This is a genomic window from Ditibartonella choladocola (genome assembly GCF_002007565.1).
Lineage (GTDB): Bacteria > Pseudomonadota > Alphaproteobacteria > Rhizobiales > Rhizobiaceae > Bartonella > Bartonella choladocola.
The window spans coordinates 1,920,696-1,940,661 of the sequence record NZ_CP015625.1 but is presented as its reverse complement, the minus strand read 5'-3'; the positions used below and the strand labels follow the sequence as shown (position 1 = coordinate 1,940,661).

The window sequence follows — 19,966 nt, the reverse complement described above, 5'->3', positions numbered from 1 at the left end:
GCGACATATGCGGTGTTTTCTTCTCGAACATGAGTTGCGAGAAAGATTCTAGATCTCAGTTTTATAAGAATTCCCGTGATAAAATCCAAATCCGCCATCATTCAGGAAATGGCTGGGATTGGCATGTCTCTGCCGATGATCTCGCAAATCGTCGGGCGAAGGGCGGAAAATCATATTATGAGTGATTGATAACCAAAAAAATGAGCTGCCCTTTGCATTGTGAAATACAAAATTACCTTTGCATGGCGGGACAAGCTTGAACGAATCCTTATAGGCAGGAAGGAGGCTAGCAAGTTTTGCTCCGAACCGGAATTGACAAGGGGGTGTGTGCACGGTGAGGCCAGCGTGAAGGAATACCATCGCCAAAGAAGCAGGAGGTTAGGCAAGTCTTTTTTCGTGAAACGGGATTGGTGAGGCGTGTGTTTGCGGTATGGCAGGTTTGAAGGAAATTCCATGAGCCATGGGGAGGCTAGCGTTTTTTCCCCTTTACAGGTTTTGCAGGGGGCTGCGCGGTGTAGCAAGCTCTAAGGATTCCCGTAATCAAGGAAACAGGTAAGCAGGGCGGGCTTTCTCATAGAACAGGATTGGCAAGGCATAATCTGCGCGGTGAAACGCGCTTGAGAGAACCTCTCTTTGAGTGGGGAAGATTAACGACGGTTTTATTCTGAAACGGGATTGGCAGAACTTATGTGCATTGTGTAGCAAGCTCTAAGGAATCCCATAATCAAGGAAACAGGTAAGCAGGCGATCTTTCTCATAAAACAGGATTGGCAGGCATAATCTGCGCACTGAAACACGCTTGAAAGAACCTCTCTTTGAGTGGGGGAAGATTAACGACGGTTTCATTCTGAAACGGGATTGGTCAGGCGTGTGTTTGCGGTATGGCAGGTTTGAAGGAAATTCCTTAAGCCGTGGGGAGGCTAGCGGTTTTTCCCTTTTAACAGGTTTTGCAGGGGAGGTCTGCGCGGTGTAGCAAGCTCTAAGGATTCCCGTAACCACGGAAACAGGAAAGCAGGCGGTCTTTCTCATAGAACAGGGTTGGCAGGCATAATCTGCGCGGTGAAACATACTTGAGAGAACCTCTCTTTGAGTGGGGAAGATTAACGACGGTTTTATTCTGAAACGGGATTGGTCAGGCATCGGTTTGCGGTATGGCAGGTTTCAAGGAAATTCCTTGAGCCGTGGGGAGGCTAGCGTTTTTTCCCCTTTACAGGTTTTGCAGGGGGGGGCTGCGCGGTGTAGCAAGCTCTAAGGAATCCCATAATCAAGGAAACAGGTAAGCAGGCGGGCTTTTTTCATAAAACAGGATTGGCAAAGCGTGTGTTTGCGGTATGGCAGGTTTGAAGGAAATTCCCTGAGCCGTGGGGAGGCTAGCGGTTTTTTGCCAACAGGTTTGGCTAGGCATAATCTGCGCGGTGAAACGCGCTTGAGAGAACCTCTCTTTGAGTGGCGAAGATTAACGACGGTTTTATTCTGAAAAGGGATTGGCAGAACTTATGTGATTAGTGAAAACGGTTTGAAAGAAATTCTCTGAGCAGCAAGGGCGGCAAGCGAGATTTTTGTTCTGACACAGGATTGTTGTGCGCGTGTGCGCGGTGCGGCAAGTTTGAAGAAAACCCTTGAGCAGTAAGGCCGCTGGCGCGCTTTTATCGTGAAATAGTATGCAGATGTGTATTCAGGACATCAGATAAAGCAGGAAACTTAAAAGCCGGAGACGTATAAGCCGGAGAGGTATAAGCCGGAGATGTATAAGCCGGAGACTTATTGAAAACAAAAAAGGACGCTAAAAAGCGTCCCTTTTTTGTGAAAAGTAAACCAAGCCCCCTCAATTTACTTTTTCAAGCCCCCGCCTTTATTAGAAGCGATAGGTTACACCAGCACCGATCAGCCAAGGATCAAGCTTGGCTTTACCGCTGATGTGTTCATTCAGACCCAAAGCGTCAGCAGTTGCTTTGTTAAGCTTGCCGTCGAAATCCGGACGGAGGTAAAGTTTCTTGACATCAAAGTTGAAGCCCCAGTGTTGGTCAAGCATGTAGTCAAAACCAACTTGAAGAGCGCCGCCCCATGTGTTGTCGATGTCGAGGTCTCTCAAACCAATGCCGGCTGAATTGTGGTCAGCATCTTCATTGTAGAAGATTGTGTAGTTAACACCACCACCGATATATGGCTTGAATGCGCCGAAATTGGTGAAGTGGTACTGAAGAGTAAGGGTCGGAGGCAAAATCCATGTTTTACCAAGCTTGCCAGCACCTGCTGCATGCAACGAACCTTGACCGTCGATTGACGAATAGGTTGTACCCAAAATCAATTCGGCAGCGATGTTGTTGGTGAAGTAATAGGTGATGTCGAGTTCAGGAATAACTGTGCTCGAGAAGTCGAGGTCAGAACCATGAATCTGGTTAACATGACCTTTGTCGCGTGGAACAACGCCGAGAGCGCGAACGCGGATCTGCCATGGGCTTTGAGCTTCCTGAACAACAGGCTTTGCACTCTGAACATCGGCAGCCGAAGCCGAACCTGAGAAGCTGAGTGCTGCAGCGATGGCAACTATACTGCTACCGATCAATTTCTTCATATCATTGTCTCCTAAATCAATATGCGTGCGTGTTTCACATCAGTAATTTGATTACGTTCAAGCCTATTTAATCTGAAATATCCATTGATTTGAATCAAACAATCGCCTTTTTGCCGCTTTATCGCCTTGTTTGAGAAGTAACTGTATCATTATTGCAACAAATTTTGTTAGCTGTGGAAAAAAACAGAGGCCGTTTCCGGCGATTATTAAGTGACTGTTTACTAAGTCGAATCAACTGCAAGAAGAAAAAATCTGTTTATCCAAGAATTTCTGTTACAACTGTTTATTCATGAAACAGTTTTAATAACCGGATTGCAGGTAAAGGTAGATCGTTAAAAAAGCCAAACTCACAAGATGCTGATAAAGTGATTGCTTTCATGCTTTTTTACCGCTAACAATTTTATTGTTGCATAGGAATTGCTTGGCCGTTCGGAAATCTTCCATGATTGGTAAAAGCCGTTAAAGCCGCCAATCGGAATTTCAGGTATTCGGCCAAGAAAATGCACGTCGGACATAGGCAAACAGTTAACAAGTAGACAATGATGTTTTTTTCAGATCAACGACGATGAACTGCCAGTGGTTTTGGATGCTTTGCCGTTGATTATGTTTCACTTGTTTTCTTGCCGGTTTTCATATGGAAAATTATTCGTCTGCACTCGACCTTTCACAAACGCCAAAAGTTGATAATAACAATATCACGTTGATTTCCGAAAAAACGGATCATCAGGAAATGATCGAAGAGCTGAACAGAGAAGCTTTCGGTCCTGCCCGTTTTACACGTGCTGCCCACCTTATCCGCGAAAAGGGCGGGCATGACCTCGGCCTTTCATTTGTTGCCATTTTCAATCATCATCTGGTCGGTACAATCAGAATGACCCCGATTGTGGTGGGAAATGTCAATGGCTACCTGCTTGGACCGATTGTTATTTCACCGAAGTTCAAAAGCTTGGGCGTCGGGAGCCTGTTGATGCGCCATACGATCGAAACGGCAAAGGCCAAAGGGGTTCCCTTTATTCTGCTCGTTGGTGATGAACCTTATTATCGCCGTTTCGGTTTTTCAAAAGTACCGGTAACGGACATGGTTATGCCCTTGCCGGTCAATCCTGAACGCTTGTTGGCACTTGAACTTGTTGATCGTGCATTGGAAACAGCAAAAGGGCTTGTGCTCCACAAAAACCAGTCCAAACGGCAAGACTGAAAACCGGTCAAATTGGCAGGGCAGATTTTATCTGCTTTCAACGGCAATTGAAAAGCGGTGCATGGGGTGAACGCCGGCTCTATTTTGAAATTCGGTGAACGACTTATGCCCATCGTAAACAGGCGGTTTCTGCCCATATGTTTTGGACTTTGCCAAAGTCTTTTTGCTTTTGTTCAAGTGTCGAGACAATCAGGCTCGAAAAAGTGTCGAGACAACCGAAACTCTCGCGAGAGTTAAAAACGATCGCGCCGGTTGAAAGGCATTGCACCGGTCGGAAGGTGGTGCACGAGTAAAAAACGGTTATGACCGTCGAAAGGCCTTAGAACGGTGAAAACTGGCGTGACTTTCGGTTATCGTTAAGAACAACGGAAATTGTTGTGACAGTCTGCAACATGTTTCATTTGTGGTCGAAATTCTTGAAGGGGCGCGTTTTATTGTCTTCATTTTTGAAGAAGGCCGTATTGGTGATTTAACGGCCTTCTCTATACCAGAGGCTTGCTAACAGAAGAAGTGAAGCAACGAGCGCCAGAACACCGTTGAACAGTGAAAAAGCGGATGTGCTCACCAGTCGGGTTTCGCTGGCGGCATTGAGCAGAATGCGGTTTTGCCTTTGTGCGGGTGCAAGACTCTTGCCTTTTACAACATCTATGGCAGGCAATGTGACTTTATCACCCGCCTTTTGATGTAGACGCGTTACTGCGCCCCCGCTGGTCCCGGCCACCGGCAACAACTTTTCTTCCGTCGAAATCAATTCGGAATATTCGGGTGAATTGACCGCGCCAATATGTGTCAGCGCTTCCTTGTCGCCATTGGTGACTTTGAAAAGTCCGATTTCATCGGTATCAAGCGTTGCTTCAAACACACCTTCCTGCTGTTTTTCCAAAGTCACATTTTTGGTTTTTCCTGAAGGGAAATGGACTGTAGCAATATCGGGTTTGTCGGCCATGGTTTGGCGGCGAACGGTTAGCCTGTTTCCATTGCCGGAAGCTGACAGTGCTTCTTCTTCGAGTTCCGGCTCTTTCATCAGCCAATGTGCCATGCGTCTATAAAGGGCGGCATAAGGCCCGCCACCCTCGAAACCGCGTGCCCATAACCAACCTTCATCGGAAAGCAACATTCCCACACGTCCCTTGCCAATATGCGACAGCAACATGAGCGGGCGGTTGTCTGCACCATTCATGAGAACGGTGCTTTTGGAGCTATCCTGAACTGCGATCTGGCGCAGCCAACGGCCCCAATTTTGTGCCTTTGACGTGTCGGTTTTGTCCGGATTGTTTTTCACAACCTCGCCCGAAAGGCCGCGTGTGACAGGGTGGCGCAAACCCGCTTGCGTCAAGCTCGGTGTAAAAGGTTTTTCAATAATTTCACCGCTCGGCAAAGCTGGCAGAACGCTTAATAACGGCGTACGCGCAAGCGAATTGTCACCGGCAAATTCGGGCCCTGTTGCCATCAGCAATGCGCCACCATTTTTCACATATTGAGCGACATAGTCGTAATAGATCAAAGGCAACACATTATAGTGCTGGTAACGGTCGAAAATGACGAGATCAAAGTCGTTAATTTTGTCAACAAACAGTTCGGTTGTCGGAAAGACAATCAGCGAGAGCTGGCTTAACGGCGTATTATCGGCTTTTTCGGGGGGGCGCAAAATAGTGAAATGGACAAGGTCGATGCTGGGGTCACTTTTCAACAGATCCCGCCATGTGCGCTCGCCATTATGTGGCTCCCCCGAAACCAGAAGCACGCGCAGGTTTTCACGCACACCATCCACCACCGTTACCGCTGTATTATTGACATCGGTCAGCTCGCCGGAAAGAGGCGAGGTCGTAACCTCGATAATGTTCTTTCCGGCATGGGGAAGGGTAATTTCGGTTTCGATTTCTTTATTTGTTGCTTCTGATTGGTGAAAAACAACATTGCCATTGATCTTGAGTTCCACCATTGCATCACGGGCAGAAGCGGGGACTTTCCCCTTATCCTGAATTTCAAACCGTATTTTAAACGGTTTGTTGGTAATTCCGAAACGCGGCGGGTCGACAAACTTGACCTGCCTGTCATATTCGTCGGGTTCACCGGTAATAAGGGCATTCACCGGCTTTTCACCGGAAGTGTTGGCGTTTGCCGCTTCAATATCATGAACTTCACCGTCGGTAATCAGGATTGTGCCTGCATAACGGGCAGGCGCAACATCCGAAATGGCTTCGTTCAAAGGCGTAAACAGCCTTGTTTCGCTACCATTATTATTGTCCGAGATGGCCTTTGCCTCGATCAGGCGGGGCTCGAATTCAGGATGATTTGCAAGCTCTTCCCGAAGCATTTTCAATGCCTCTTCGGTATCTTTCGAGCGCGAGCCGAAATTCTGGCTCTGGCTTTCGTCTATGACGATACCGACAGTGCTTTTCAACGGCTCCCGCTGTTCTTCGACCATAACCGGATTGATGAGGGCAATTGCCATAACAGCGAGTGCACAAGCCCGCAAAACCGCCCCGCGTTTACGCAAAACAAGTGCGGCTATAACAAATACAAGTGCTATACCGATTAAAGTGAGGCTTAACGGCCAGGAAACCAAAGGTTCAAACGCAAGTGACTGGTTCATTGTGATTTTTCCTGTCCCAAACGCTCCAGAAGTGCCGGCACATGCACCTGATCGGCCTTATAATTTCCGGTGAGAATATACATGACAATATTCAAACCACCGCGAAAAGCCCAAACACGCTGCATCTCGTCATCGGGAACAAGCGGATATTTCCATGCGCCTTTTCCGTCATGCGCCCATGCACCGGCAAAATCATTGGCAGTGATGAGAATCGAGCTGACACCATCGCCGGCATGGATTGGCCGTTTGTCATTTCCCCCGAGTGCCGATGATAAAATCCATAATGGCGAACCTCTATAGCGACCGGGGAAATCCGGCATGATAAAAAACGATCGCGAAATAACATGATCGGGGGGCGCCTGCTCGAGTTCGGGAATGTTGAGACCATCCAGAATATCACGCAAGCGTTGGTTGTTGGGTGTGGTTTTGCCGCTCAAATCCATGCCGGTTTCAATCTGGTCGTGGGTGTCGAACAAGACAGTGCCACCTTGATGCATATAGGTGTTGATTTTGTCGATCGCCTTTTGTGTCGGCATCGGAGAATTGGCGTCAACCGACCAATAAATGAGCGGGTAAAATGCGAGTTCGTCCTCGTCAAGATCAAGTGCGGCAACTGCACCGGGGTCAATCGTTGTACGGGTTTTTATGAACTGCCCCAAAGCTTCGAGACCGGTTTTGCTGGTATTATCAATGTCATCCAGTCCGGTTATGACATAGGCAAGCCGCGTTTTTCCCGCCGATTGCACCATTGCTGTGTCTTTGTCGGAAAGCTTTTGTGCAAAAACAGCTTGTGGCGTGAAACTCTGTAGCAGGGTGAACGCCATTGCAAAGGCCAATAAAATCACCAGAAATTTGCGTTTTCCGGTGAATGGTCGGCCTTGTTTTCCGAACAATTGTCGCCCGCAGAGCATCACAAATGTATCAAGTGCAAAAATTGCAATGGCAAGTGCCAGCAGAAAACCGTTCAAATGCGTTTCAACATCGTTTGAATAGTCCATCAAACGCACTTTTCCGGCAAAAATTTCTGTGTCGAGCGGTGTCAACCTGTCCTCTTTATCGAAGAGATTGACTGCATAGAGGTTGTTTTTCTTTCCATAAAGGCCGGGAGGATGGTTGAACGAGGGAAGCGCCTCGGTTTTATCGTTCAATATTAGCGGCGAAACGGTTGAGGGGGCCGGTATAAGCGCCCCGTTTACATCTATAATCTGCCAGGGGTCGCGTACAATATTTTCATCACTTTTTGCCACGTCGCTTTTCGTGTCTGTCTGATTTGCTGTTTCTGCCAGTCTTTGCATCATGTCGACAAAAAAGCCCGAAAGCGGCAATGTCGACCATGTCGGGTCGGCCGAAGTATGAATGAAAATCAACATGCCTTTACCGCGAACGGTGGCGGTAATGAGCGGCGTGCCATCGGCGAGACTCAACCATGTGTGGTCGAAAAGTTCGGGGCTTGGTTCGGCGAGAATTTGCCTCGACACCGTCACATCATCGGGAAAAGCAAGATCGGCAAAAATACCCTTTTTCGGTAAAGGTGCAAGCTTTTGCGGCGTTGCCCACGACATGATGCCGCCCAATTGGCGTTCTCCATGACGCATTTTTACCGGCAGTAACGGGTCATCGCTATCGCTACTTGCAAGATTTTGGCCTGCAAAGCGAATAAGTGTGCCGCCTTTTTCAACAAAACGGGTGAGGAGATCCTGCGAAGCCTTGGGCATATTCACAACATCATCCATGATGAGTGTGGAAGGGTTTTGTGCGATAAGTTGTTCGATAGCGTCGGAAAAATTATTGCTGCTTGCGGTAATGATCTGGTCGCGCCCCTGAAGGGCCTTGGTCACATAATATAGGGGCGACAAAAGCGGCTGGGTGAGCTCATGGGCAGAAGTTGCAAGAATTGCAACGCGGTAAATATGGTTTCTGGAATCGGAAAGATATGTGCTTGCAACATCATTTCTGCCACTCACCCTGATAGCGGCAATGTCGTTTTTGAGTTCGAGCGGCAAGTTGAAAGCGGCAATTGTCGACGTTTCACCATCTTCAAAACGACCTCCAGTTTCCCCGATCAGCCGCCCTTCGCGGTCAAAGGCCGAAAGCGAAAAGTTTTTTTCATTATTGGCTTTTGCGCGTATCAGATCGACAGCGAGCGACCCGCTCTCGTTTTTGACCGATGTGATGGCGATCAATTCGGCAATGTCGGTGTCGTAAAGCAGGATATTGCTATTGGCATTGGCAACGAGTTTATTAAATGCGCTTTCGTCTTCAACCATTTGTAAGCCGTCGGAAAGATAGGCAATATCGGCTTTTTGACCTTTGAGGGCGGTTATCAGCCTGTTGATGATAGAAAGGCGGTGAGCGGGCAGGGATAAAGGTTGCAGATTGTGAATAAGCCGACCCGCTTCTTCACTGCCGAGCGGGCGGATGTCCTGATTGTCATTGCCAGCGGTTGCCGCAATATAGATTGTCTTTTTTGCTGCATCTGCCTGTTTGATGAGTGCGGCCGCGGCATTGATGCGCTTGTCCCAATCATGAACCGAAGACCAGCTATTATCAATGACAATGGCAAGCGGTGCTTGCCCCGTCAAAACTGTCGATGTCGGCCGCCAGATCGGATCGGCAAAGGCAAAGATGACAATTGCCACCAGAAGAAGCCGTAAAAGCAGCAACCACCACGGAGTACGGTTGGGCGTTTCCTCTTTATTGGCAATTTTTAACAAAAGCCGTAATGGCGGAAAAATTTCGTGTGCGGGTGCTGGTGGTGTGACATGCAACAGCCACCAGATAGCCGGTAGTGCAAACAAAAAAAGTAGCAGAAAAGGTGCACCGAAACTCATGCCTTAACCTCTCCTGTAACCTTGAGCCTGTCCGATGAGGTTGGCAAGTTCGAGAATAACCGTGCTCATTTTTTTATCGGTCGCAGCAATGTGATAACTCGCACCGCTCTTGTTGGCAAAATCGGCAAGACTTTGACGACGCGCTTTATAGAGGCGTAAATAGGCATCCTGAAATGTCTCGGCACGACCGGCAAGATAATATTGACGGCTTTCCGGATCAATAAATTCAACCCGTCCATGGTAGGGAAAACGCTCTTCTGCGGGGTCGCAAACTTCGACAAAATGCGCCGTTACATCGGCATTTGCCAATGCGCCGAATTTCTTTTCAATTGTGTCCGGATCATCCAGAAAATCACTTAAAAGGATGATATGCGAATGGCGGCTTACGTCAAGAAAATCACCGAACTTCAGAGGGGCTTTGAGATTTGAGAAACTTAAAGCCATTTCTTCGGCCGCATTGCGTGATTGGGTGGGAGCCATAAGCCCCGGCACTGCGACACGCTCTCCCGATCGGGAAAAAAGTTCGCAAAGGGTCAGTGCCATAAGCATAGCATAACTATCCTTGGGCATGTCGGAAAAGCGGGATTGATAATGCATGGAGGGCGATTGATCGGGCAATATCCATATCGTCTGGGCGGCTGCCCATTCCTGATCGCGAAGATAGATATGATTGTCGCGCGCCGAGCGGCGCCAATCAATGCGCGTTACCGGTTCGCCATCAACATAGGGGCGAAATTGCCAGAAATTATCGCCATTGCCGCGTTTGCGCCGGCCATGAAAACCGGAAACCAGCGTGTTGGCAATGTGGCGCGCCTCGATGAGAAGGTCAGGCAGTTTGGCCGACTGGATACGGGCTTTCACCGCCAGATCGGTTGGTGCTTCTACATTGATGTCGCGAGCAATAGCCATTATTTGTTTTCGCTGTCCGTTGTTTTGCTATCCGTTGTTTTAGCTTGAGCGGATGTCCTTTTATTCGATGTCTTTCACAAGATCATTGATAACTTCAGAAATTGTAAGCCCGTCGGCGCGCGCTGTGAAGTTCAATGCCATACGGTGTTGTAAAACCGGAATTGCCAATGCTTTGACATCGTCAACCGAGGGGGCAAGCCGCCCCTGATAAAGTGCGCGCGCTCTCGCACACAAGGACAGGGCTTGTGAAGCACGCGGACCCGGCCCCCAGGCAATGTGTTTTTTAGCGTGCACATTATCGGAATCGGGGCGGGCAGAGCGTACCAATTTCAAAATGGCATCGACGACATTTTCGGAAATCGGCATTTGTCGCACCATTTCCTGAATGGTTTCGAGCTTCTTTCCGTCAAGCACCGGTTTTATTGTTTGTTTTTTAGCGCCCGTTGTTTCGACAATAATGCGCCGTTCGGTATCAATATCGGGATAATCGACATTGATCTGCATGAGGAAACGGTCAAGCTGGGCTTCAGGAAGCGGATAGGTTCCTTCCTGTTCAAGCGGGTTTTGTGTTGCAAGCACATGGAAAGGGCTTGGCAAATCATATTGTTCGCCGGCAACAGTGACATGATATTCCTGCATGGCCTGCAACAGCGCCGATTGGGTTCTGGGCGAGGCACGGTTGATTTCATCAGCCATAAGAAGCTGGGCAAAAACCGGCCCCTTGATGTATCTGAAAGAGCGTTTTCCGCTTTTGTCGGTATCCATGACTTCCGAACCGATAATATCGGATGGCATCAAATCGGGGGTAAACTGGATACGTTTTTCATCCAATCCCAAAACAGTGCCCAATGTTTCGACCAATCGGGTTTTTGCAAGTCCCGGCACACCGACAAGCAGTGCGTGCCCGCCCGACAAAATCGCAATAATACTGTTTTCAACAACAGTGCTTTGACCGAACACAACCTTGTCGATCGTGGCGCGCAACGTTTCAAACAGCTTTCCGACATTGTCGAAATCGGCAATTATTCCGGCATCATCTTTTGCTGCAATTTTGTTTGCAACTTTTTGGGAAGCAGCCTTTTTTGCAGGCTTGAGGGCAGATGCGCCAGCTTTTGTTTTCTTCGGCTCGGATGTTGTTTTAGAAGCGCTTCTCATGGCTTTTCCCCAGAACTTTTTGAATAGATGACCAAATAGAATTGACGGTGATGGAATTTGTCACCACCTTCATCTTTGAACAATGACTATTTCATGGCTTGTAGCAGAAAAATAACAGAAATGAACTGTCTAAAAGTCTTGAATAGCGATTTGACAAGAAGGTTTTTTAAAATTGGATAGAGAAAGTCGGGTAATTTCGCAAAACGACATTGTCAAAAAATTTAATGAAGAAACAGAATTTTCAACCGTTTCACGCTCTTCCATACAATCGGTTAATTCCGGCCGGCCGTTTTCCAATTCTCTTCCCATGCGGCAAAAATCCGAACGTTTGTCCTGGCAACGCTCGGCCGTTCTTGTCGGCCTTGTTGAAAAATCCGATATGCCACATCTCGTTTTGACAAAGCGGACAGCAAAACTTCTCAAACATTCCGGACAAATCGCTTTTCCGGGCGGGAAAAGAGAAGCGCGCGACACCAGCGATGAAATGACAGCTTTGCGAGAAGCTCATGAAGAAATCGGGCTGGAGCCGGAATATTTCACAAAACTCGGCGAACTCGACTTCTATTATACGTCGACAGGTTTCGAGATTCGTCCGGTGGTGGGATTGATTGAAGCGGGCGCTGAATTTGTCAAAAATGACGACGAGGTTGATGAAATATTTACTGTACCGTTAGCTTTTGTGCTTGATCCGAAAAATTATGTGATTGTATCAAAGAAGTCTGGAGCAGAAAAGCGGAGCTTCTATGCACTTTCCTTCGACAATCACTATATATGGGGTGCGACGGCCGCAATGATTCGTTCACTCGCAGAAAGGTTATCCCGTTGACTACGCTTAATATCGCCAAAAAAGCCTTGTGGCTTCACGATGAGGGGCTGCAACAACTGCTTCATTGTCTTTCGGAAAATGGCGAAGAGGCGCGCGTGGTAGGCGGGGCTGTGCGTAACCAGCTTCTGGGCTATCCTGTCAACGATATTGATATTGCAACAACCTGTGTGCCCGATGAAATTATCAAGCGGGTAAGCGAGAAAGGTTTCAAAGCAGTTCCCACAGGCTATGAACATGGCACAATCACTGTGGTGGTGAAGGGTCACTCCTATGAAGTAACCGCGCTTAGAGCCGATATCGAGCCGGACGGGCGGCGGGCAAAAGTTGTTTTCGGGCGTGACTGGAAGACTGACGCACAAAGGCGCGATTTCACAATCAACGCCATTTATGCCGATGCCGAAGGTAAAATTTATGATGATGTCAACGGTCTTGCCGATATTGAAAGCGAGACTTTGCGTTTCATCGGCGTTGCCGAGGATCGTATCCGCGAGGATTACTTGCGCATTTTAAGATTTTTTCGCCTTTATGCATGGGTGGGCAAAGGGCGTCCCGATGCCGAAGCCATCAAAGCTTGCGCACGGCTGAAAGACGGCCTTTTGCAATTATCTGCCGAACGGGTGTGGTCGGAGGTTAAAAAAATGCTTTCCGCTCCCGACCCGACGCGGGCGCTTTTATGGATGCGGCAAGCCGCAATTTTGGGAATTATTCTTCCCGAAACCGAAAAATGGGGTATCGACGCATTTCCCCCGCTGATCGGAACCGAACATGTCATGGGCTTTCCTCCCGACCCGTTATTGCGGCTTTTTTCCATTGTGCCACCCGATGAAGTGCGATTGAAAAAAATGGCCGAACGGTTGCGCTTTTCCAAAGCTGAGAAAACACGGTTGCTTGCCTTTGCGCATATGGGGCCGATCAAATATGATTGTCCCGATGTCGGAATTAAAAAACTGGTCTATAATCATGGCAAGCAGGCGGTTCTTGATGAATTGACGCTCGCATTGTCGCATGCACGCGCCCATGCTTTAAGCAATGATAATGCACTTGTTGAAGCAAGCCATTATACACGGCTCAGAAAATTGGCCGAGCATTATGAGGTTCCGGTTTTTCCCTTGACCGGCAAAGATCTTTTACCTCTCGGCATCACCGAGGGGCCGGCCATCGGGCACAAACTTAAAGCGCTGGAAAGACTTTGGGTGGAAACCGGCTTTTTACTGGATAAGAAAGCACTCCTCGATATGGCAATGGCGTGAGATATGGCCATTGTCTGAGATGTGGCCATGGTCTGAGATGTGGCAATGACCTAAGATGGGGCCATGGCCTGAGATATGACAATGGCCTGAGATGTGGCCATGGCCTGAGATGTGGCTATGGTCTGATCGGAAATATCAGCCTCGCGGCCTATTCGGTAAAATGAGGCAGGTTTGCTTTCGTGCCCGACGTGATGAAGGCAATGTTTATCCGGCTTATTTTATCTGCCACCTTTTGTCCAATTTCGTGATTACACCCATTTCGGGATTTGGCTTCGCGAAATAGCTAAAGCTATTCCGGCTTTTCTAATTGAAATTGCTAAAGCCATTTAACAGTGGGCGGCAGGGAAGAGAGAATACTTTCGATATTCCCGCCGGTCTTGAGCCCGAAAATAGTGCCCCTGTCGTAAATAAGGTTGAATTCGACATAGCGGCCACGCTGGATAAGTTGGGCATTTCTTTGTTTTTCTGTCCACGGCTTATTGAAGTTTTCACGCACAATCGAAGGATAAACAATGTCGAAAGCCCGCCCGACATCCTGCGTAAAACTGAAATCGGCTTCCCAGCCACCGGCTTCTTTGCTGCTATGGAGCCAATCGTAAAATATACCGCCAACGCCACGCGGTTCTTTGCGGTGTTTCAGATAAAAATATTCGTCGCACCATTTCTTGAATTTCGGATAATCGGCAACCGTGGGGTGGCGTTCGCAGACATATTGGAACGCCTTATGAAAGGTTTGGGTATCAATATCCGACTGGGTGCGCCGCTCGGCAAGCATTGGTGTCAAATCCGCACCGCCGCCAAACCATTGGCGGGTTGTAACGATCATACGGGTGTTGAAATGGACGGTCGGCACATGCGGGCTTTGTGGGTGCACAATAAGCGAAATGCCACTTGCCCAGAAGCGCGGGTCATCTTGTGCTCCGGGAATTTCTTTCCTGAATTCGGGCGAAAATTCGCCATAAATAGTCGATGTCTGGACAGCTGCTTTTTCAAAAACGCGACCCTTCATGACCGACATAACACCGCCGCCATTCATGCCGCCGGGTTTTTCCCACGGGGTTCTGACAAATGAACCGGCAGAGAAATTGGAAAATTGGCCTGTCAGTTCCCGTTCCAGTTTTTCAAGTGAATTACAAATTCTATCCCGTAATGATTGGAACCACTCTTCTGCCCGCTTTTTCTTGTCTTCCAGATCGGAAGGCATGTCATCGGGAATGTCTCTATTCGTCATAATCCGTCTTAAATCTATAAACTCGTTTAGAATAACTCCAGAAAAGAGATAAGGGTTGAAAACGGCTTTGTCTACCTATTAATAATTCGTCGACTAATTGAATGAGGTCTATTTGTTGATCTGGCGCAATGCTTCGCTGACGCCGATTGCAACACTCACCGCAAGGTTGAGAGAACGCGCAACTTTGACCATGGGAATGGTCACTTCAGCGTCAACGGCTTGATGGACATAATCCGGTGCACCCGCCGATTCCCGCCCGAACAGGAGTACGTCTTCGTCCTGAAAAGAAAAATCGCAATAAGGTTTGTCGGTTTTTGTGGTAAAAAGAATGAGACGGCGGTTTTCCGCCTTCTGTTCGTCCAGAAAATGTTGCCAATCAATGTGCCGCTTCAATGTTGCAATTTCGAGATAATCCATGCCCGCACGTTTCAAATGGCGGTCGGAAAGGTCAAAACCGGCCGGTTCGATAATGTCAACCGGCACGCCGAAACAGGCTCCGAGCCGCAAAATTGTTCCGGTGTTTCCCGCAATGTCGGGCTGAAAAAGTGCAATACGAACTGTCATGAATGTTGAATAGGCTTTTGAACCCGCCATTGTAAAGAGGAGGGGAAGCAACGAAACACATGAAATTCACAATTCTTGGCAAACGTGTTTTTCTCTTCCGGAATGTGCTTGTTTAATTCAAAGTTCAAACAACCGGATTATGTAAAGTCTGCCGCCGGCTTTCCGGTTTGTCTGTGATTTGTCTCTAATTGGTCTCACTTCATAAACATTATCGCTTTTTGCCTCGTTTTTCTGCTGTCGGCGCTGTTCGAGATAGTGGAAGCCTTATTTGTTGCGGGAAACGTCTTGTAAGCACGCAGTTTTGAACTATCTTCAGGGAGGCGCAAAAACCGTTTTATCGTCGTCGGCAAATCCGTGTTCTGCATTTTCCTGTCTAAAGACATCCGGAAAAGCCGGAAGAAGTCGGGAGCAAAAAAGTTTCCCGCTTTGAAAAATCCGCCGGTTTGTGACAAAAGACATATGACACTTGAAGCCATGAAACACTTCGCTAATCGGATCGTTCCAAGGGGCCGGATCGTTCCACAGATTGGGTGTTCGGGTTTTGTGTTCGGGCAGAGGTCGAACACTATTTTGAGACAGCTAAAATAAAGCAGAAACAAGGAGCTCGACCATGTTTGGATGGTTTGAACGAAGATTGAACGCTTTTCCCGAAAAGGAGCTGAAACGACCACCGCAAAATCTGTTGGGTTTCTGCCTTTATTATACGGAAGGCGTTTGGCCGTGGTTGATCTTCATGGCAATTTTTACCGCCTTGATTGCGGTGACAGAAGTTTCGCTTTTCGGGTTTCTGGGCAGTATTGTCGATTGGCTCAATGCCAATTCGCGGGCAACATTTTTTGAAACGCAAGGCGTAAAACTTGCACTCATCGGTGTGCTGGTTGTTCTCATCCTGCCATTTTTTGTCACCATGCACAGCATGGTCATGCATCAGACATTGCTTGGCAATTATCCGATGCGGATACGCTGGCTTGTGCATCGTTATCTGCTCGGCCAATCCATGAGCTTTTTCCAGAACGAATTTTCCGGTCGCATATCGGCGAAGGTGATGCAAACGGCCTTGTCGGTGCGTGAAACGGTGATGAAGCTTTTTGACGTTTTAAACTATGTGATTGTCTATTTCCTTGGCACACTGGTGATTGCCGCTTCCTCCGACTGGCGGCTGATGGTGCCCTTTCTTTTGTGGATTATCAGCTATATCGGGCTACTTAAATATTTTATTCCGAAATTGCGCGATGCTTCCGAAGCGCAAGCCGATGCGCGTTCTCTCATGACAGGGCGGGTTGTTGATTCTTATACCAATATTGCAACCGTCAAACTCTTTTCCCACCACGCAAGAGAGGAAAGCTTTGCCCGTGAAGGGTTCGAGCATTTTCAGGGTACGGTTTACAAACAGATGCGGCTCATCTCGAAATTTTCGATCAGCGTTTATGTGTCGAATTGTATTTTATTGTTTGTTGTGGGAGCGCTCGGCATCTGGCTATGGCAGCGGGATGCCATTCTTGTCGGCGCTGTTGCGGTCAGTATCGGCCTTGTCTTGCGGCTTAACGGCATGGCGCAATGGATTATGTGGGAAATGGCCGCACTTTTTGAAAATATCGGTATTGTCGAAGATGGAATGCATTCCATTGCACAGGATAGAATCGTTGAAGACAAGAAGGACGCCAAAAAACTTGTCGTCAAAAAAGGCGACATCCGGTTTGAACATGTCGGCTTCCACTATGGCAAGGGCAAGGGAATCTTGAAAGATTTCAACCTTCATATCGAGCCGGGTCAAAAGGTAGGGGTTGTGGGGCGCTCAGGCGCCGGTAAATCGACACTTGTCAATCTTCTCTTGCGTTTTCACGATGTCGAAGAGGGCGCTATATTGATTGACGGGCAAAATATTGCCGATGTCACACAGGAAAGCTTGCGCGCGGCCATTGGCGTAGTGACACAGGATACCTCGCTTTTGCACCGTTCGCTCAAAGATAATATTCTCTATGGGCGGCCTGATGCCAGCAATCGGGAATTGCTTGAAGCAGTGAGGGATGCCGAAGCTGCCGATTTTATCGACAGTCTGCGCGACCAGAACGGCAAAACCGGATATGATGCCTTTGTGGGAGAGCGCGGCGCGCGCCTTTCCGGTGGGCAGCGCCAGCGCATTGCTATTTCACGTGTCATGCTCAAAGATGCGCCGATTCTTATTCTTGACGAGGCAACCTCGGCACTCGATTCGGAAGTCGAAGCTGCCATTCAGGAAAATCTCGCGCGCCTGATGGAAGGAAAAACTGTTCTTGCCATTGCCCACCGCTTGTCGACAATTGCCGAAATGGACCGCTTGATCGTGATGGATAAGGGAAAAATTGTCGAGGATGGCACGCATGAAGAATTGCTTTTGAAGCACGGTATTTATGCCCATTTGTGGAACCGGCAGGTTGGCGGACATCTTGATCTTGATAGTGAGTCTTGAGATTTTATCGTTTAAAGGGGCTTGAGCGAAAAAAACGGGACAGAAACGCCAGCCCCTTTTGAGCCGGAAGATCTTTTCCTGTTTCCTGTTTTTTGTTTTCGTAAAACAGAAACCTCTTCTTTGTGTACGTTTACGGGGTGTCTATTTAAGGGAGTTTATCGGGCAATCGAGGCGTTTCCTAACCGCGCGCTTCGGGTTGCCTATTTTTCAATAACAATTCTGATGAAAGTTAAAAGGTTGAGCCGCAGTAGATAAACTGTTTTTTTAAAGCCGGATTGTATTTTGCCGACCCTGATTGATGGCGACACCCGACACCCCGTTTTCTTCATTGCGCGACGAACTGCCGTTATTTGAAACAATCGGGTAAAAATGCTTAAGCTATGCCGGCGCACGGCTTTAAAATTTTGAAAATACATGGTGTTTCAACTATCATTCTTTTTAAATCGTGGACAAATTGATGCTGTGTGCTAAAAAACATACGTTTGACCAATAGGCTCCAACCTTTTTCCGGCAGGTTACAACCTTTTACAATGAGTAGCGAAAAGACACGACGCGATTTTCTATTTCTTGCAACCGGCGTTGCCGGTGCGCTGGGCGTCGGTTCTGTCGCATGGCCATTTATCGACCAGTTGCGCCCCGATCAGAAAGTGCTGGCAAGTGCCACAATCGAGGTTGATATTTCCGGCATTGAAGAGGGAATGTCTGTGACCGTCAAATGGCGCGGTCAGCCGGTCGTCATCCGCAATCGCACACAAAAAGAAATTGATGACGCGAGAAACGTCGATCTGAATAAACTGAAAGATCCGGATGCGGCTAATCCCAATCTTGAAGGGAAGCAACCCGCCACCGATCTTGCCCGATCGGCTGGTGAGGGGCATGAAAACTGGCTGGTGATGATTAATATTTGTACGCATCTCGGTTGTGTGCCCTTGGGGCAGTCGGGTGCTTTTGGCGGCTGGTTTTGCCCCTGTCATGGTTCGGTTTACGACACAGCCGGAAGGGTGCGTTCAGGCCCCGCCAACCGCAACCTCGAAATACCGCCTTACCGGTTTTTGTCAGATAACGTGTTGCAGATCGGATAGGTGCGATGACAAAATCTTCATCCTATCATCCGAAATATGCGCTAACACGCTGGCTTGACGCGCGGCTACCGATTTTGCGTTTTCTTTATAATCTCGGTGTATCGTTTCCGGTGCCGAGAAATCTCAATTATTTCTATACCTTTGGCGGTATCCTCACGCTGATGCTGGTATCGCAGATTTTGACCGGCATTGTCATGTCGATGCATTATATTCCCGATGTGACATTGGCATTCGATGCGCGCGAACGCTTCATGCGCGATGGCCAGTTCGGTTGGCTATTCGAGCCTTGGCATGCTGTCGGCTCGTCATTCTTTTTTATTGCCGCCTATATCCATCTTGCCCGTGGCCTTTATTATGGCTCGCACAAGCGACCGCGCGAACTCATCTGGATTATCGGTGTGCTGATCTATCTGGTGATGATGGCAACCGCATTTTTGGGCTATACACTCGTCTGGGGCATGATGTCGACATCGGCAGCTTCGGTCATTTCCGGCCTTTTCAAGGCTATTCCCGTTATCGGCCCCTGGCTCCATGAAACATTATTGGGTGGTTTTAATGTCGGCCAGCCGACACTCAACCGCTTTTATTCTTTGCATTATCTTTTTCCCTTCATTCTGGTTTTTCTTATCGGTTTGCATATCTGGGCTGTCCACCATGTCGGGCAGAACAACCCGACAGGGGTAGAGGTGAAGTCGCCGTCGGAAACTGTGCCTTTTACGCCCTATGCGACGATCAAAGATATTTTTGCAATCAGCGTATTTCTGATTTTCTTTGCGTGGTTTTTGTTTTTCATGCCCGATTATATGGGACACCCCGACAATTATATCGCCGGTGACACCATGACCACGTCACCGCATATTGTGCCGGAATGGTATTTTCTGCCCTTTTACGCCATGTTGCGCGCCATTACATTCGATTTCGGGCCGATCAGCTCGACATTCGGCGGTGTGCTGATATTGATGGCGGCGGTGTTGATCTGGTTATTCGTGCCATGGCTCGACCGCTCGAAAGTGCGTTCTGCGCGCTATCGTCCGGCTTTCAAACTGTTTTACTGGCTGTTTATTGCCGATGTGGTATTACTTGGAACATTGGGGGCATCCCCCATTACAGAAAGTAGCGTATTCTGGTCGCAAATCGCCACACTTTATTATTTCGTATTTTTCCTCGTCATCATGCCGTTTTTGCCGAAGTTTGAAAAGACTTTGCCGGTTCCTTCTTCCATTAGTGAAGATCTTGAAAAAAGGGAAGCAAAGGCCAAAACAAGGTGGCGGCTATGGTAAGAAGGCACTCTCTTTTTGGC

At 48.2% G+C, this 19,966-nt stretch carries 13 protein-coding genes; 6 read left to right on the top strand and 7 right to left on the bottom strand.

Annotated features, from left to right (window positions below; all coding sequences use genetic code 11):
* Positions 1 to 1,855: 1,855 nt before the first annotated feature.
* Positions 1,856 to 2,575, bottom strand: a complete 720-nt coding sequence (locus BBC0122_RS08620) for an OmpW/AlkL family protein (protein WP_077993040.1) — start codon at positions 2,573 to 2,575, stop codon at positions 1,856 to 1,858.
* Positions 2,576 to 3,209: 634 nt separating this feature from the next.
* Here BBC0122_RS08620 and BBC0122_RS08615 point away from each other — a divergent pair.
* The gene (locus tag BBC0122_RS08615; RefSeq protein WP_225868096.1) at positions 3,210 to 3,773 is read left to right on the top strand and encodes a GNAT family N-acetyltransferase; all 564 of its coding nucleotides are present in this window, start codon (positions 3,210 to 3,212) and stop codon (positions 3,771 to 3,773) included.
* Positions 3,774 to 4,242: 469 nt separating this feature from the next.
* On the opposite strand, the gene BBC0122_RS08610 is transcribed toward BBC0122_RS08615, so the two are convergent.
* Genes BBC0122_RS08610 through BBC0122_RS08595 form a run of 4 tightly spaced genes read right to left on the bottom strand, consistent with a single transcriptional unit; the run spans position 4,243 to position 11,264 of the window.
* Positions 4,243 to 6,369: a hypothetical protein gene (locus BBC0122_RS08610; protein ID WP_077993038.1), complete on the bottom strand. Its 2,127-nt coding sequence runs from the start codon at positions 6,367 to 6,369 to the stop codon at positions 4,243 to 4,245.
* The gene (locus BBC0122_RS08605) at positions 6,366 to 9,200 is read right to left on the bottom strand and encodes a DUF4159 domain-containing protein (protein ID WP_077993035.1); all 2,835 of its coding nucleotides are present in this window, start codon (positions 9,198 to 9,200) and stop codon (positions 6,366 to 6,368) included. Before BBC0122_RS08605 ends, BBC0122_RS08610 begins: the two co-directional genes overlap by 4 nt.
* A 3-nt stretch (positions 9,201 to 9,203) precedes the next feature.
* Complete coding sequence (locus tag BBC0122_RS08600; protein ID WP_077993033.1) at positions 9,204 to 10,109, bottom strand: DUF58 domain-containing protein; 906 nt, start codon at positions 10,107 to 10,109, stop codon at positions 9,204 to 9,206.
* A gap of 60 nt (positions 10,110 to 10,169) precedes the next feature.
* Entirely contained in the window at positions 10,170 to 11,264 is a 1,095-nt protein-coding gene (locus tag BBC0122_RS08595) for an AAA family ATPase (RefSeq protein ID WP_077993031.1), read from the bottom strand.
* Between the two features lie 172 nt (positions 11,265 to 11,436).
* Between BBC0122_RS08595 and BBC0122_RS08590 the strand changes: the two genes are divergently transcribed.
* On the top strand, positions 11,437 to 12,090 hold the full coding sequence (locus BBC0122_RS08590) for a CoA pyrophosphatase (protein WP_077993028.1): 654 nt from the start codon (positions 11,437 to 11,439) through the stop codon (positions 12,088 to 12,090).
* Positions 12,087 to 13,340, top strand: a complete 1,254-nt coding sequence (locus tag BBC0122_RS08585) for a CCA tRNA nucleotidyltransferase (RefSeq protein ID WP_225868095.1) — start codon at positions 12,087 to 12,089, stop codon at positions 13,338 to 13,340. Before BBC0122_RS08590 ends, BBC0122_RS08585 begins: the two co-directional genes overlap by 4 nt.
* A 316-nt stretch (positions 13,341 to 13,656) precedes the next feature.
* Here the strand turns inward: BBC0122_RS08585 and hemF are convergent, their stop codons facing one another.
* Both hemF and BBC0122_RS08575 read right to left on the bottom strand, forming a co-directional pair.
* On the bottom strand, positions 13,657 to 14,571 hold the full coding sequence (gene hemF, locus BBC0122_RS08580; RefSeq protein ID WP_077993023.1) for an oxygen-dependent coproporphyrinogen oxidase: 915 nt from the start codon (positions 14,569 to 14,571) through the stop codon (positions 13,657 to 13,659).
* Between the two features lie 108 nt (positions 14,572 to 14,679).
* Positions 14,680 to 15,135 (bottom strand): tRNA (cytidine(34)-2'-O)-methyltransferase, encoded by a 456-nt coding sequence (locus BBC0122_RS08575; RefSeq protein ID WP_077994624.1) that lies wholly within the window; start codon positions 15,133 to 15,135, stop codon positions 14,680 to 14,682.
* Between the two features lie 610 nt (positions 15,136 to 15,745).
* On the opposite strand from BBC0122_RS08575, the gene BBC0122_RS08570 reads away from it, so the two are divergent.
* The 3 genes from BBC0122_RS08570 to BBC0122_RS08560 all read left to right on the top strand — a co-directional run bounded on the left by BBC0122_RS08570 (position 15,746) and on the right by BBC0122_RS08560 (position 19,946).
* Positions 15,746 to 17,584: an ABC transporter ATP-binding protein gene (locus BBC0122_RS08570; RefSeq protein ID WP_077993020.1), complete on the top strand. Its 1,839-nt coding sequence runs from the start codon at positions 15,746 to 15,748 to the stop codon at positions 17,582 to 17,584.
* 530 nt (positions 17,585 to 18,114) lie between these two features.
* Positions 18,115 to 18,666, top strand: coding sequence for a ubiquinol-cytochrome c reductase iron-sulfur subunit (gene petA / locus BBC0122_RS08565; RefSeq protein ID WP_077993019.1), 552 nt, complete (start codon positions 18,115 to 18,117; stop codon positions 18,664 to 18,666).
* A gap of 5 nt (positions 18,667 to 18,671) precedes the next feature.
* Positions 18,672 to 19,946: a cytochrome b gene (locus BBC0122_RS08560; protein WP_077993017.1), complete on the top strand. Its 1,275-nt coding sequence runs from the start codon at positions 18,672 to 18,674 to the stop codon at positions 19,944 to 19,946.
* The last annotated feature ends 20 nt before the right edge of the window (positions 19,947 to 19,966 follow it).

Bases quoted from the DNA above. Each gene is read 5' to 3' on its own strand.
- hemF (WP_077993023.1), bottom strand. From the start codon at position 14,571: ATGACGAATAGAGACATTCCCGATGACATGCCTTCCGATCTGGAAGAC.
- BBC0122_RS08595 (WP_077993031.1), bottom strand. From the start codon at position 11,264: ATGAGAAGCGCTTCTAAAACAACATCCGAGCCGAAGAAAACAAAAGCT.
- BBC0122_RS08620 (WP_077993040.1), bottom strand. From the start codon at position 2,575: ATGAAGAAATTGATCGGTAGCAGTATAGTTGCCATCGCTGCAGCACTC.
- BBC0122_RS08615 (WP_225868096.1), top strand. From the start codon at position 3,210: ATGGAAAATTATTCGTCTGCACTCGACCTTTCACAAACGCCAAAAGTT.
- BBC0122_RS08560 (WP_077993017.1), top strand. From the start codon at position 18,672: ATGACAAAATCTTCATCCTATCATCCGAAATATGCGCTAACACGCTGG.
- BBC0122_RS08570 (WP_077993020.1), top strand. From the start codon at position 15,746: ATGTTTGGATGGTTTGAACGAAGATTGAACGCTTTTCCCGAAAAGGAG.
- BBC0122_RS08575 (WP_077994624.1), bottom strand. From the start codon at position 15,135: ATGACAGTTCGTATTGCACTTTTTCAGCCCGACATTGCGGGAAACACC.
- BBC0122_RS08605 (WP_077993035.1), bottom strand. From the start codon at position 9,200: ATGAGTTTCGGTGCACCTTTTCTGCTACTTTTTTTGTTTGCACTACCG.
- BBC0122_RS08610 (WP_077993038.1), bottom strand. From the start codon at position 6,369: ATGAACCAGTCACTTGCGTTTGAACCTTTGGTTTCCTGGCCGTTAAGC.
- petA (WP_077993019.1), top strand. From the start codon at position 18,115: ATGAGTAGCGAAAAGACACGACGCGATTTTCTATTTCTTGCAACCGGC.
- BBC0122_RS08600 (WP_077993033.1), bottom strand. From the start codon at position 10,109: ATGGCTATTGCTCGCGACATCAATGTAGAAGCACCAACCGATCTGGCG.